Consider the following 13,834-nt stretch of genomic DNA (forward strand, 5'->3'; position numbering starts at 1 on the left):
ATGGAAAAGAATGCACATCGATTTCCGATCAATCATGTTCTCGGCTTTTTGACGTCTTTGTTCTTAACATTTGCGGCAGTGTTTTTGGCGTTTGAAACCTCACTCCCTGTTAAAACCATCATCTGGGTTATCGGTTCGTTGGCTGTGATTCAAGCTTGTCTACAGCTATATATGTTCATGCACATGAATGAAGGCGAAGACGGAAAAGCAAATGTCATTAATATCGCTTATGCCTTTTTCATCGCCATCGTCACCGTTGTTGGCTCCATCTGGGTCATGTCATTTGGACATATGATGTAAAAATAAAAAAGCAGTAAACTTCAGTGATGAAATTTACTGCTTTTTCTTATAGTTTTAGTGTAATTGTGGCAAAAATATGGAATCGGCAAATAAAATAGGTAAATTGGCAAATTAGCTGGTAGAATTGGCAAATAAACTGGCGAAGTCGGCAAATAACGCAAAAGCTGCTGATTGATCAATCAAATTATTCATGAAAGGAAGCATGTTACAGCTATGTTGATCTCTATCCTTTATACTTTTCTCGTTGGAATTCCCCTCATCATCATTTTTATGTACACTAACGACCTACTTTTTGGAGAAAAGCGTGACAAACAGCTCAAAAAACTTGAGAAACGCTTTGCCAAGCAAAGTGTCATAAAAATCGAAGTTCTTGATCACGAACCGAAAAAATTCACCATTTTTCAAGTAAAAACCAAAGCAGGTACTGAGAAAATTAAGATGAAACCAGGCTACAAAATCATCAAGTTAGTAAAAAAGAAAAAATAATTACTTTACTACTTATTTCAGAACCCACTTACGAATCGCAACAGCGACACCATCATCCATATTAGTCGTCGTCACCCAATCGGCTTTCTTTTTCACATCGTCCTGAGCATTGCCCATCGCAATGCCTAGTCCTGCTGCTTCAATCATCGGTAAGTCATTTAAACTGTCACCGATTGCCATTACTTGATTCATACCGATATTGAGGCGCTCGCAGACAACTTCAACTCCGTGTGCCTTATTAACACCCTTCAAATTGATTTCAATGTTAATCGGGCTAGAATTACTTAATTCAAACAAATCATTCTTTCTTTGCAAGTGGTCTAGAATTGTTGCGCGAACTTCATCATCTGCAATTTCATATCCAAACTTTAACCAGGTGTGATTGGCAATATTAGCTGGCATTTCTCTGCGCCAAACGCGATCGGTAGCCGTGGCCCAATAATGGACACTGTACTCTTTAGCCAATTGGAACATCCAGTTGATATGTTCAGCATCGAGGACTTTGCGCTGGATAAGCTCCCCATTTTCACCCCAAACCTCACTGCCATTAACGGTAACATGATAAGATTTCAACTGTAAATCCTTCACATAATCGCGAGATGTGATAATAGATCTGCCTGTGCTACAAATAACATGAACACCATTAGCTTGAGCAGTTGTAATCACTTCCCTGTTTGCTTCAGATACCTCACCTTTCTCATTTAACAACGTTCCATCCATATCTAAAGCGATAAGCTTAATTTCAGTTTGACTATTCATATGTAATGATCTCCAATCGTATTCAAGATGTCTGCAACTGCTTTAATATTATCATTCCCCGTTCAGAACCACAGCTAAGAAGCATTACCCATTCCTTTTTTAAATAACATTTACAATTTTTCACAAAAAAATTAAAATATTACCATTCTGATGCTAGTAAACTATTTTTTCTATTGAAAATTGTCAGTTTTTTTATTAGACTTGTAACCGAAGTGATTAATGTCACATTCCGACATATACCTTCTTTATTTTAGCGAAAGGAGGTGAAAAAGGATGAAAAAACGGATTTTTTACGTTTTGTCTAGTTTGTTAATCTTTACGGCACCTTCAATGGTTCAAGCTGAAGAAAATGGCGACACTCTCACTAACGAAAAAACGAATTCTTCTCATCAATCTTTATTAGGCATACATACACTTACAAATTTATTAGATGGATTAGGAAGTCTATTAGTGAAAGATTCTGAGCCAACAGCTTCTGAACAAGAGAATCAAACTGAAACAGTCCAAGAGGCTTTACCAGTTGCTGAAACCTTAGAAACTGCGATAGCACCAGTTGAATCAGCTCATCAAGCTGTTACAAAGGACGATCAAACTCTTGTTAACAGCACTGAGGTTGTTGCTGAAAATGTAACAACTACTGATGCTCCAGTACCTGAAGAACAAGCGCTTGGTGCCAATCCTTCTAGTGAAGCTCCTGTGACAGCAGTTGCTGAGCCTAAACCACTATTAAGTCTTGGGTTATTAGGATTAAATATTAATCTATTAGGCGGAAATGCGAGCAGCACTGGCCTACCAAACTTATTAAGTATTGATGCATCAGGCAATTCACTGACATCAAATTCAGATTTACTTAATGTAAATCTTGGCTTGGGTGAGGTAGGAAATGTTGGATTAGATTTACTTTCATTCCCAACATTGACCGAATCAGGTGAGCTTAGTGGGAATTCTGGATTGCTTGGACTCAATGTAACTGAATCTGCACTACTAGGCGACTTAAATGTTGGTCTACTTTCAGGTTCGAAAAATCTTACTGAAGACGGATATACTTCAAGTTTGAGCCTTGCCAATTTAGGGATTAATAATCCATTATTAAATACCAATGTTGGCGTACTCGAACAAAGTAAAAACGTTTCAGGCGATACGACTACCTTTAGCAGTAGCATCGTTTCAGCTGGAGTAAGCGCCCCGTTAATCGGTGAGCTAAATACGACAATTGGCGGAGTTAGCGGTCTAATCAGTCCAGATAGAAATGAATTCCATTCAGGTTTAGTAAGCGCTGATATCAATAACGACATTTTAGGTGACAACCACGTCGGAATTATTGAACATCACGTGATTGAAACTGCGGAAGGAACTACTGAAACTGGCGGATTAGTGATTGTCGACGGTGACCATACCCCAGTTGGAGATATTCACATTGGTGTAGGTGAAGTTGGAAATCCAGTTGTTGTAGTTGTCACTCCAATTCCTGAAGGGCCTACAACACAACCAGGAACAGGTGAAAATGAAACCCCTAGTACTGGCAGTACAACAGACCCAACTACTGGAGGACAAGCTGGTGGTAATGGTAGCGGCAGCTCAACAGATGAAAACCAAGAAAATGGAACTGGTATTGAAGTTATTGTAAAACCTACCAATCCGATTGAATCAAATGTTTTACCTGGAAATATTGAAGATACAACTAATCCAGACCAGGAGTTAGCCTTTAATTCTCAAAATAATGAGTTAGTAAATGGTGACACTTCTGCTGTAGGACAATTCTTTAAAACGTTACTAGATGCTGGTAACCAAACTATCTTAAATCAAGGTGTAGATGAAGCAATTCAATTTGGTTTAGAAATAGAGAAAGCAAACGAAAAAAGCGCCAATACTACAGCCGTTACAACACTAACTGCTCCTTCAACATCAAGCAGCAGTTCCTCTACGGGTTCAGCTAGCATTAGTGGAGGATCAGGTGCGTCTGTAGTCCTTGATTCAGGCTATAACCTTGAAACGCTATTAAATATACAAACACAAAACATATTAAAAACCTTATCTACTCAGTGGACTGAGTCTCCACCAGTTCAGCCACCGATGGCTCCCTTCTTCTTATCCATATAAAAATAATTAAGAAGAAGGAGATAATCATGAAAAAACAAACTGTTGTTAAATCGTTAAAAAGTATTGTCTATACCGGAGCATTTGCTTTGGGTCTAACATTATTCGGAGGTCAAGCAGGCGCAGAAGAACTAGATGTAACGCAAGAGTTATCAAATGTTACACCTGTAGTTGAGCAGGTTGCACCGCAAAATGTGTTATCAACACTAACTGCACCAGTAGCCGCTACTGTAGAAGAAACTACAACTGCTTTACCGGTTCCTGCTATTCCTGAAAAACCACCAGTTGTTACAGGAGATCCTGAAAGATTCGATTCAAATATTACAAGTTATTCTAAAAGTTCACTTGTAAATGTTGACTTAAATCTTCCAATCGTTGGAAACTTAGGTGTTGAACTTCTTGGTAAAGAAGAAGTTGTGACTGAAGATGGTTCAATTACTTCTGGCGGTGTTTTAGGGGCTGATCTTAATGATTCCCTAGTTGGAGATGCACATTTGGGTGTTATCGAAGGTACAAACGCTACTACTGAGGAAGCTACACATACTAAGGGAGGCTTAGTGACTGCTGATGTAACACTTCCAGTTGTTGGCGATGTTCACGCTGGAGTTGGCGAAGTTGAGCACTACCAAACAGAAGACGTTGAGTACACTCATGGCGGTTTAGTACTTGCTGATGTAGATTCACCTGTACTTGGTGATCTTCATACAGGTGTCCTTGAAGGAACACATATTGTAACTGATGACTACGAATATACTCATACTGGTTTAGTAATCGTTGATGCGAAAGATACTCCAGTTGGAGATGCACATGTTGGAATTGTTGAAAATGAAAAAGTTGTTACAGACGAGTACACTTGGGAACATGGTGGTTTAGTAATCGTTGATACAAAAGATACTCCAATTATTGGCGATCAACATGTTGGAATTGGTGAACACGAAGAATACACTGCTACCCCAACAGATGACGACGACGACCAAAACGGTGACGACGACGACCAAAACGGTAACGACGACGACCAAAACGGTGACGATGACGACCAAAATGGTAACGATGACGACCAAAACGGTAACGACGACGACCAAAACGGTAACGATGACGACCAAAACGGTAACGACGACGACCAAAACGGTAACGATGACGACCAAAACGGTAACGACGACGACCAAAACGGTAACAATAACAATAACAACAACAACAACGACAACAACAAACCAGAAGACCAACAGCAAACTCCTAATAGCAACAATACGCAAAACGATAACAACAAGAATAACAATGATGTAAAAACTGTACAATCAGGTAACCAATTACCTAAAACAGGTTCTGCAATGGATTCTAGCTTACTATTACTAGTTTCTGCATTGTTATTATTCGTTGGTATTGCTTTAAGAAAGTTTAATGTCAATAAAGCTTATTAATCAACGTTCATTTTCATTTGTGTAATAAGGTTTAACTTTTTCATCCAGGAGGGCTGATCACCCTCCTATTTTTTTAAAGAGGCGATTATGTAATGAAGAAAATAGGAAATCTGTTTATTTTAACTGGAATAGTAGTGCTCGTTTTTATCCTTTATGCAAAAGGGAAAACTTATTACGAACAGAAAAAATTAATCGAGGAATATACTTCTTTATCCTTTTCGGAGACAGCTCCTGAGGAAAAAGCGGACGTGCCTGCGGAAACAGGAGATATGATTGGAATTTTGGAAATTCCGAAGATTGATTTGAAAACCCCAATGACAGAAGGCGCGGAACCAGAAAATATTCGCTATGCAGTCGGTCATCTGCCGTCAAGCTCATCGACTAATGAACTTGGGAAAAAGAACAAAAATTTTGCTATCGCTGGTCACCGCTCTTATACATATGGGAAATTTTTCAACCGTCTAGATGAATTGGAAAATAATGATGAAGTAACGATTTATTCCCAAAACAAAGTGTTAATCTATAGGGTTTTTGACAAAAAAATTGTTAAACCCTCCAATGTAGATGTGATTAATCCCATCGAAGAGAAATCAATTGTTACTCTCATTACGTGTCATCCGGAATATTCCGATAAACAAAGGTTGATTGTTTTTGGTGAACTTGTTTCAGAAAGAAAAATGGATGGCAGTGAGATCGAAAAAACACTCCAACAATAGCTGATCATTTTTTCGATCTCAATTTTTTACACTTGATCATCCTGATTCCGTAAATGGCCAGAGCGAACGATTTTTGTTTCTAAGTATTTTCGGTTATACTCCGACACATCACCCCATAACGCGACTCTTTTTTCAACATTTGCTCCAGTATTGATTAACGCATCGAGCTTACGTGGGTTATTGGTTATGAGTGTGACAGGTTTTGTTCTTAACGTTTTTAAGACTTGGATTGCATCGTTGTAGTTCCTAGCATCATCTACGAAACCGAGTTGCAAATTGGCTTCAACTGTATCAAGACCATTCTCCTGTAAAATATACGCCATCGCTTTTGAAAATAAACCTATTCCTCTTCCCTCATGATTGGCTAAATAAAATAATGCACCAGCGCCATGATGGGCAATCATTTTCATCGCTTGCTTCAGTTGAAAACCACAATCACATCGCTTACTTCCGAATATATCACCTGTATGACAAATGCTGTGCAAGCGAATTAACGCTTCATCTGCCCCTGCAAAATCCCCATAAACTAGCACACTAGACTGCTGCATTTCCGCTAAATTTGATGAAGACAAGGTTTCAATAATTTTTTCAGTATCATAAGATCCATCATCACAGAAGTGCCCAGCCATGTTTTCACATTTTAGCCAGCAATACCATTGAAAAATAGTTGTTTCTCCATCCAAATTTACTGGCAAATTTATCGGGCCTACTAAATAGACGGATTTACCATTGTTTCTTATTACCGTAATTTTTTCTTTTAAGGTTGCCACCACTTTTGCATCAATCATTCATTTCACCCCAAATTCAACTTATACAAAACAAGAGGATATCTCCCCTATCATGCGATTTATTAACATAAAACATTCATCGCTCCTAGCGTTAGCTAAGTACTAAAAAATGCTCGTTAAACGTGCGCTCTAGCTTAAATTGTTGTTCCTGCAATGCATGAGTAGCTTTCTTACGCTCCTCTTCAAAAATTAACAAGTCAGAACGTGATAGTTCACTAAGTTTATTTGACATAACGAGTTCTTCAGCAAGGCTATCTGCATCCATTAATGAAGCATTAATTCCGAATGCACCGGTTGGAGACATTGTATGGACAGCATCACCAATCATGATAAGCCCTTCTCTTGTCCATTCTTCACTTTGACTACTAAAAACCGATAAAGGTATAAAATCCTCCCAAGAACGAATATTTCGCCTTACCGGTAACTCGAGTTGTGGGAAAGCTGCAATTAATCCGTTAATGAACGGTTCAAACGATTGTTTGCGCAACTTTTGAAAACTTCCCTGATCAATATTCCAACCGATTTGAACAAATCCACCAGCTTGTGTAAACAAAGCCAGTTGGTGTCCGTCAATTAGAGCGAAGCGTATGGTTGGTTCCCAGCCCGATGGAGCAGGAATTTTTGCCCAGAGTAAATCATAGCCATGTTTTCTTACGGATGTTGGAAGATTCGCCAACTTTCTTATCGTTGAAAAACGTCCATCTGCACCGATCACAAGTTTGGCGTCGATTTGTAGCTCAATTCCGTCATGCAATGCTTTAACACCGGTGTATCTCCCCGTTCCATCTTGAATAAGGTCATAAACTGATGTACCTAAAAGTAAACGGTAAGTACCATATCTTTTTGCCTCATCAGTTAATACCTGCAATAGATGATTTTGTGGGATATGAATACTCAAATGTTCTGTTTGGTTATCTGGGAAAACGGTTTTAAGCGGTTGTCCACCTTCCCAGTATTCGATTTTTTTCATCATTAGAATGCCTAATTCACGAACTTTTTCAAAGAGGTTATGCTTCTTCAGGATCATTTCACCCTGTTCATTAATATGTTCTCCTCTAAACGTCTTATCAATTTTTGAATTCCGTTCCAAAACCACTGTAGTAATATTGTTTTTTGCTAGTAAATAGCCTAAGAGAGCACCACCCGGTCCAGCTCCTACAATCACTACATCAGTTTTAATGTTCATTCCTATTTTCACCTCGGTAGGTTTGGTTTTGTTTCGTGGTTTACTATAAGAATACATTGTTTCTTATGTAAATACCACTACAAAGTTCTACCAATCATAATGCTAAAAAAAGCTGTTGGGTGGCTATATCTATTTCCACTCAAAAGCTTTCATCCATCATTTCGTTTTTAGTCAGTTTTCAATCTTTTTATCATACTTTGTTCTAATTCCAACGATGAATAATAAACCCATTAGTAAAAACTCAAACACCATTCCCCCTATGGCCCACGAAAAAAAGGAGTACTCTAGATGGTCGAGATTATTCTTAAACAATGTGACAGAGAGACTTCCCAGTAATAAGCACAAAGGGGTGATGACTAGATTAAATGGTATTTGGTCATTTTGGTAAAAAAGCCCGAACACCTTATTAATTCCATAAAGAGTAAGCGCCAAACGAGCAATATAGGTCGGCAGCCACACTGTAACGATCACTAAATCTAGGCGATCTAAAAAATCAGTAATATTTATTTGTTGAATAAGCTCCAGATTAGGATAGGTGGCTTCTTTGACAATATTCACTCCAAGCACGGCGATATCTAAAAAGGTCAAAATCACAAATAAGAACGTGCCAATTCCAATTCCTAAAACGGTTCCTCGCTTGATCTTTTCTGATGTTTTAACATCTAGGAACAGGATTAACACAATAATTGCCTCTCCAATCCAGGAAAACATTAAAAAGGTGGTTTTAACCATAGAAGAGCCAAAACCAGGACCTCCAATTGGCTCAACATTTTCAAATTTGATTTCATTTAGGAGTAAAAATGGCAACATGAGGACAATGCCACCAAAGACAATGATCTGGATCACCGTAACACGGCTCATCACCTCTAAACCACTAACTGCCATGTAAATGAGCGTAAGCGCCAAGAGAACCATAATCGCATCTCGTGGCGTATTTGGCAGTAACACTGTTGTTAAAAAATCAAGAATGGCTCGGAAATCTTTAATAAAAACAAACATTAAAAACAGACCCATCATAATAATAAAACATTTTTGAAGGATTGTTTTCTTTGATCCTTGAAATGCATTTTGAAGCCGCTTGATTCTATCATTATTCCCCAGCACAAAAACAAGAATGAACGAAATGATAGGAAACACCACTAATGGAGCCATCCATGTGTTTTGTTCGCCAACTTGTGCTGTGATTTGCGGCAATGTATTTAAGATTCCTGATATGATAAAGTTCACGATTAAAGCTACATACTGAAATAACGAAATTTGTTCCTTCATTGCGCAATCACCTGCTTCGCCCAGTTTCCCACCGTTTCATTCAGATATTTTGTACTCGTTCCTAACGAAATGTGGAATCCCATCAGAATGGATACAACTACAGTCGCGCCCACCATCAATAAGACTAAATACCACAGCTTTTTTTCCATTTTTGCGTTTTTTTTTAAAATAACAATATAAACAATTAGACTTAAGATGACACTAATCATTCCGAACATCAAATCATTCCTTTATTTTCAACGCTGAATTTATCGCTTCATCGATTTCAGCCTTGACGTTGATCTTCACGTCGAGCTCTGTTAACAGCTTATTCCAATCTTTTTCCCATTTTTGTTTCCATAAATTACTCTCCTTCCGGGATAAATACCAACCTAGTCCATAAATATCAATTCCCTCTGACATCGAATGTACCAGAATTGCCTCAATTTCTTCTTTTATCTGTGTCTCCATTTTATTTATCGCTTTTCGGTAATTTTTCGGATCATTTAATTCTAAATTCCCCTCATTTTGCATCAAATTGGCTGATACATTCACATTAAGCGTAAAGGATGGTTGGTTATTTTTCAGAGTATATTCCGGTTTAACTTTTGATTTAATGATACCGACATTTATTTCGTCTTGATTTTCAATCGGAAATGTATATCCGCGCCGTTGCATTTGTTCAAGCAGCCACAAGGCTCCATTGGTTTCCTTATAATTGGTGATAAACATTAATTGATCATTTTTTAAAATACCTAATCTATTGATGGAAATTTCTTGTTGCTTTTGGCCCTTTTTATTATTTGTTAATACTGTCTCAACGATAGGTAGCACTGGGTCCTTTCCTGGTCTTGAAATATCGGTTAATACATCCCGAACATCACGATGATAGCCTGCTTTTGTCAGTTCACGAATTGCTTCAGCGGGTAGCTTCTCCAAATGAGGCGAAGAATTTAATATATCAATAGCATCCCCTTTAGTGACTAATACAAAAGTTGTTAAGCGCGACTGCGGCTGTTCAACAATAAGATCCAATGACTTCTTAAATCCTGAGCGCGCAAGTTTTTCACCAAAAACAATAACACGGCGATGAGCAAAATAACTTCTTCGAGACATCCGACTTTGTAGCAAATCATTCGCTTCGCGCACATTTCTACCTACTGTTGAATCAACATAATAAGGTTTATTACCACCGGTGCCTCCTCCCCCTCCACTCGATCCTGCTCCCCCTAAGGCACTTGGGAGTGGAACTTGGATCGATACGCGTATTTGATTTTCTTTTATTAAGTCAAACCCAGTAGCAGTAACAAAAGCTAAGTCATTTATTTCAATACGATCCCAACAACCTGACAACATGAACACGCATATCCAGAGAATGCCCAGAGCTCTTGTCCGTTTCATGACTCGTTCCCCTTATTATCATTAGCTGAACTTCCATTTGTGCCTGGAAATAGGCCTGCTGCTTGTCTGACGACATTCCCTTTTATGACCTGTGTCGGTCGTTTATCTAATGCCCACCAAGGAGCACGGATAAAAACATCCTTTAATTCACTCCAATTTAACGGACCAACTGGGGCAAAATATGGAACACCAAACGAACGTAGCTTGCAAAGGTGTGTTAATAAAAACGTTGAACCGACTACGATTCCAAGGAGTCCAAATGCTGCTGCAAGCATCATCATTGGAAAGCGGAGCAAGCGAATTGATATGGCCATGTTAAACCTCGGTATTGTAAATGAAGCAATCCCTGTAATTGATACAACAATAACCATCGGTGCCGAGACTATTCCGGCTTCGACTGCAGCAGAACCAATCACAAGAGCCCCCAAAATACTTACCGCCTGTCCAATCACCTTTGGCAGACGAATTCCAGCTTCACGCAACGCTTCAAAAGCAAGCTCCATAATCAGAGCCTCAATAAAAGCAGGAAACGGAATGGCCTCACGGCTTGCTGCAATACTATATAGTAATGTTGTCGGAATCATTTCCTGATGATAAGTCGTAATGGCAATGTAGAAGGCCGGCAATGCCAACGCCAATAAAACGAGAATGACACGAAGCCACCTTAAGAAAAACGAAATATGAAATCGTTGATAATAATCTTCACTTGCCTGCATAAACATCCAAAACGTAGCAGGGAGAACTAACGAAAACGGTGTGCCATTGATGAGGATGCATACCCTGCCCTCAAGGAGGTTGGCTGCAACAGTATCAGGCCGTTCTGTGTTTTGAATTTGTGGAAAAATACTCCATGGATTGTCTTCAATTAATTCCTCAATATAACCACTCTCTAATATTCCATCAATGTTAATCCGGTCAATCCGACTGAGCACCTCATCGACAAGTTCTTTTGGAGCAAGATGGTCCATATATAGTATTGCTAGTAAGGTTTTCGTTTCCGTTCCCACCTCTTTGCTAATCATTTTCAAATGGCTGGACCGGATTTTTTGGCGCACTAATGCTGTGTTCACACGAATATTTTCTGTAAAACCCTCGCGTGGTCCACGGATGGAAGTTTCTGTCTCTGGCTCCGAAACACCGCGTCGTATTCCACCTTTAGCACTTAAGACTAGCGCTTCAGGAACTCCATCGACAAGTAACAGTGACTCTCCGTGGAGAATTTTTGTAATCACATCCTGCAAGTTATCTGTTTTATCAACTTGAGCAATCGCAACAATTTTTTCCTTTAACTGTTCAAGCTCAATCCGTTCCCCTTTTGGAAAATCCTGCAACTGTGTTAAACCATGGAACTCAATATCTATTGTTTCCACGATTCCTTCAATAAAAATAAGAACTGCTTCATGTCCCCCGATGAGAAGCGAGCGAAACACGATGTCTGAACAATGTTGAAAAACATCCTTTAAAATTTGTATATTTAATTCTAAATCACTTGCGAACTTCTCTGTACCTACCACTATTGGTTCTTTGAGCTTCGATATTGGCTTTGGTCTCAGTAATTTCTTCATCTTCCTAGGCTCCGATTGTTTTTAGTTAATATTCCCTCGTGATGGAAGTTTATCCTTTAAAAGCAAAGCTTAGGAATAGACAGTGGAAAAATAGTGAAAATACATATAAAATAATAAAAAGTGTACATAAAGAAAGGTTGATTACGTTTGGAACATAACGCCTCAAATTTTATTAAAAGTATCATTAAAGAAGACTTAGAATCCGGAAAAAGAGATCATGTAGTTACTCGCTTTCCTCCAGAACCAAACGGTTATTTACATATTGGTCACGCCAAATCAATTGTTATCAACTTCGGACTTGCCGATGAATTTAACGGTAAGACCAACTTGCGTTTTGATGACACAAATCCGTTAAAGGAAGACCAAGAATATGTTGATTCTATTAAAGAAGATGTGAGTTGGCTGGGCTATGAATGGGACAACTTATTTTTTGCTTCGGATTACTTCGACGAAATGTACCATCGTGCTGTCATTTTAATCAAAAAAGGAAAAGCATATGTTGATGATTTATCTGCCGAGGAGATTCGTAGCTACCGTGGAACTTTAACTGAGCCCGGTAAAGAAAGTCCATATCGAAACCGTTCTGTTGAGGAGAATCTCGACTTGTTTGAACGGATGCGCAGCGGTGAATTCGGAAATGGCGAAAAAGTACTCCGCGCCAAAATTGATATGACTTCCCCGAATTTAAATTTACGAGATCCGGTATTATATCGAATTTCTCACACCACACACCATAATACTGGAGATAAATGGTGTATTTATCCGATGTACGATTTTGCACATCCGCTTGAAGATGCAATCGAAGGGGTTACCCATTCATTATGTACGACTGAATTCGAGGACCATCGCCCCCTTTACAATTGGGTAATTGAGGAATGTGAGACAGAAAGCAAACCTGAACAAACTGAATTTGGTCGTTTAAATATCACCAATACTGTGATGAGTAAGCGTAAACTTAAGCTTCTTGTTGATGAAGGTTTCGTTGATGGCTGGGATGACCCACGTATGCCAACGATCTCTGGTTTGAGAAGAAAAGGTTACACACCAGAAGCGATTCGTGAATTCGTAAAGGAAACTGGTGTCTCAAAAGGGTCAGGTACTGCTGATGCAGCTATGCTTGAGCATTTTGTCCGTGAGGATTTAAAATTGAAGGCTCCTAGAACAATGGGTATTTTGCGACCACTTAAAGTTGTCATTACCAATTACCCAGAAGGTCAAGTCGAATGGCTTGATGCTGAGATCAATCCAGAGGTTCCGGAAATGGGCGTGCGCAAAATTCCATTTTCACGTGAAATTTATATTGAACAAGATGATTTCATGGAAAATCCACCAAAAAAATATTTCCGCCTCTTCCCTGGTAACGAAGTGCGGTTAAAGCATGCCTATTTTATTAAATGTGAGGATGTTATCAAAGATGAAGCAGGTAACGTGATAGAGCTTCATTGCACCTATGACCCTGAAACAAAGAGTGGCACTGGCTTTACAGGACGAAAAGTAAAAGGCACACTGCATTGGGTTGAAGCGAGTCAAGCTATCCCTGCCGAGTTCCGTCTTTATGAACCACTTATTTTAGATCAAAACGCGAATGAAGACGAACAGGAAAATGGCGAAGAAAAGACGTTTCTTGATATGGTCAATCCAAATTCATTACAAATTATAGAGGGCTATATCGAGCCAAATATGCAAGGAATAAAAGCACACGACAAGTTCCAATTTTTCCGTCATGGATATTTTAACGTCGATCCAAAGCTTTCAAACGACGAAAACGCCGTATTTAATCTAGTTGTTTCATTGAAAAGCTCATTTAAACTATAATCAAAGCTAAATCAATCATATTTTGTTTTTGTAAACCCATCATAATACTTGAATA

At 38.8% G+C, this 13,834-nt stretch carries 13 protein-coding genes; 6 read left to right on the forward strand and 7 right to left on the reverse strand.

The genetic code is table 11. The annotated features are described in order from the left end of the window. Positions 1 to 300 (forward strand): cytochrome aa3 quinol oxidase subunit IV, encoded by a 300-nt coding sequence (qoxD, locus tag HHO41_RS02640; protein ID WP_169095293.1) that lies wholly within the window; start codon positions 1 to 3, stop codon positions 298 to 300. Positions 301 to 513: 213 nt separating this feature from the next. Continuing rightward, positions 514 to 786 carry a hypothetical protein gene (locus HHO41_RS02645; protein ID WP_169095294.1) on the forward strand — a complete coding sequence of 91 codons (273 nt, stop codon included), beginning with the start codon at positions 514 to 516 and terminating at the stop codon, positions 784 to 786. Positions 787 to 798: 12 nt separating this feature from the next. Here the strand turns inward: HHO41_RS02645 and HHO41_RS02650 are convergent, their stop codons facing one another. Next, positions 799 to 1,545 (reverse strand): Cof-type HAD-IIB family hydrolase, encoded by a 747-nt coding sequence (locus HHO41_RS02650; RefSeq protein ID WP_169095295.1) that lies wholly within the window; start codon positions 1,543 to 1,545, stop codon positions 799 to 801. Positions 1,546 to 1,818: 273 nt separating this feature from the next. On the opposite strand from HHO41_RS02650, the gene HHO41_RS02655 reads away from it, so the two are divergent. From HHO41_RS02655 to HHO41_RS02665, 3 genes are all read left to right on the forward strand, one after another. Beyond that, on the forward strand, positions 1,819 to 3,645 hold the full coding sequence (locus HHO41_RS02655) for a hypothetical protein (RefSeq protein ID WP_169095296.1): 1,827 nt from the start codon (positions 1,819 to 1,821) through the stop codon (positions 3,643 to 3,645). A gap of 26 nt (positions 3,646 to 3,671) precedes the next feature. Beyond that, entirely contained in the window at positions 3,672 to 5,060 is a 1,389-nt protein-coding gene (locus HHO41_RS02660; RefSeq protein WP_169095297.1) for an LPXTG cell wall anchor domain-containing protein, read from the forward strand. Positions 5,061 to 5,152: 92 nt separating this feature from the next. Beyond that, positions 5,153 to 5,776 carry a class D sortase gene (locus HHO41_RS02665; RefSeq protein ID WP_169095298.1) on the forward strand — a complete coding sequence of 208 codons (624 nt, stop codon included), beginning with the start codon at positions 5,153 to 5,155 and terminating at the stop codon, positions 5,774 to 5,776. 26 nt (positions 5,777 to 5,802) lie between these two features. Here HHO41_RS02665 and HHO41_RS02670 read toward each other — a convergent pair whose 3' ends face one another. From HHO41_RS02670 to HHO41_RS02695, 6 genes are all read right to left on the reverse strand, one after another. Next, positions 5,803 to 6,564, reverse strand: a complete 762-nt coding sequence (locus HHO41_RS02670) for a GTP cyclohydrolase II (protein ID WP_169095299.1) — start codon at positions 6,562 to 6,564, stop codon at positions 5,803 to 5,805. A 91-nt stretch (positions 6,565 to 6,655) separates the two neighbouring features. Next, entirely contained in the window at positions 6,656 to 7,750 is a 1,095-nt protein-coding gene (locus tag HHO41_RS02675) for an FAD-dependent monooxygenase (protein ID WP_169095300.1), read from the reverse strand. A 171-nt stretch (positions 7,751 to 7,921) separates the two neighbouring features. Then, positions 7,922 to 9,019 carry a GerAB/ArcD/ProY family transporter gene (locus HHO41_RS02680; RefSeq protein WP_169095301.1) on the reverse strand — a complete coding sequence of 366 codons (1,098 nt, stop codon included), beginning with the start codon at positions 9,017 to 9,019 and terminating at the stop codon, positions 7,922 to 7,924. Next, a complete protein-coding gene (locus HHO41_RS02685) occupies positions 9,016 to 9,237 on the reverse strand; it encodes a hypothetical protein (protein ID WP_169095302.1) in 222 nt (73 codons plus the stop codon). The genes HHO41_RS02680 and HHO41_RS02685 overlap by 4 nt, the downstream gene beginning before the upstream one ends. 4 nt (positions 9,238 to 9,241) lie before the next feature. Then, complete coding sequence (locus HHO41_RS02690) at positions 9,242 to 10,399, reverse strand: Ger(x)C family spore germination protein (protein ID WP_169095303.1); 1,158 nt, start codon at positions 10,397 to 10,399, stop codon at positions 9,242 to 9,244. Then, a complete protein-coding gene (locus HHO41_RS02695) occupies positions 10,396 to 11,964 on the reverse strand; it encodes a spore germination protein (RefSeq protein ID WP_169095304.1) in 1,569 nt (522 codons plus the stop codon). The genes HHO41_RS02690 and HHO41_RS02695 overlap by 4 nt, the downstream gene beginning before the upstream one ends. Before the next feature lie 147 nt (positions 11,965 to 12,111). Here HHO41_RS02695 and HHO41_RS02700 point away from each other — a divergent pair, with 147 nt between their 5' ends. Next, a complete protein-coding gene (locus tag HHO41_RS02700) occupies positions 12,112 to 13,779 on the forward strand; it encodes a glutamine--tRNA ligase/YqeY domain fusion protein (RefSeq protein WP_169095305.1) in 1,668 nt (555 codons plus the stop codon). Positions 13,780 to 13,834 lie beyond the last annotated feature (55 nt).

The organism is Bacillus sp. DNRA2, from assembly GCF_012843265.1.
Taxonomy (GTDB): Bacteria; Bacillota; Bacilli; order Bacillales; family Cytobacillaceae; genus Bacillus_BU.

Excerpts from the sequence above, each read along its gene's own strand:
- qoxD (WP_169095293.1), top strand. The coding sequence starts at position 1 with ATGGAAAAGAATGCACATCGATTTCCGATCAATCATGTTCTCGGCTTT.
- HHO41_RS02645 (WP_169095294.1), top strand. The coding sequence starts at position 514 with ATGTTGATCTCTATCCTTTATACTTTTCTCGTTGGAATTCCCCTCATC.
- HHO41_RS02650 (WP_169095295.1), bottom strand. The coding sequence starts at position 1,545 with ATGAATAGTCAAACTGAAATTAAGCTTATCGCTTTAGATATGGATGGA.
- HHO41_RS02655 (WP_169095296.1), top strand. The coding sequence starts at position 1,819 with ATGAAAAAACGGATTTTTTACGTTTTGTCTAGTTTGTTAATCTTTACG.
- HHO41_RS02660 (WP_169095297.1), top strand. The coding sequence starts at position 3,672 with ATGAAAAAACAAACTGTTGTTAAATCGTTAAAAAGTATTGTCTATACC.
- HHO41_RS02665 (WP_169095298.1), top strand. The coding sequence starts at position 5,153 with ATGAAGAAAATAGGAAATCTGTTTATTTTAACTGGAATAGTAGTGCTC.
- HHO41_RS02670 (WP_169095299.1), bottom strand. The coding sequence starts at position 6,564 with ATGATTGATGCAAAAGTGGTGGCAACCTTAAAAGAAAAAATTACGGTA.
- HHO41_RS02675 (WP_169095300.1), bottom strand. The coding sequence starts at position 7,750 with ATGAACATTAAAACTGATGTAGTGATTGTAGGAGCTGGACCGGGTGGT.
- HHO41_RS02680 (WP_169095301.1), bottom strand. The coding sequence starts at position 9,019 with ATGAAGGAACAAATTTCGTTATTTCAGTATGTAGCTTTAATCGTGAAC.
- HHO41_RS02685 (WP_169095302.1), bottom strand. The coding sequence starts at position 9,237 with ATGTTCGGAATGATTAGTGTCATCTTAAGTCTAATTGTTTATATTGTT.
- HHO41_RS02690 (WP_169095303.1), bottom strand. The coding sequence starts at position 10,399 with ATGAAACGGACAAGAGCTCTGGGCATTCTCTGGATATGCGTGTTCATG.
- HHO41_RS02695 (WP_169095304.1), bottom strand. The coding sequence starts at position 11,964 with ATGAAGAAATTACTGAGACCAAAGCCAATATCGAAGCTCAAAGAACCA.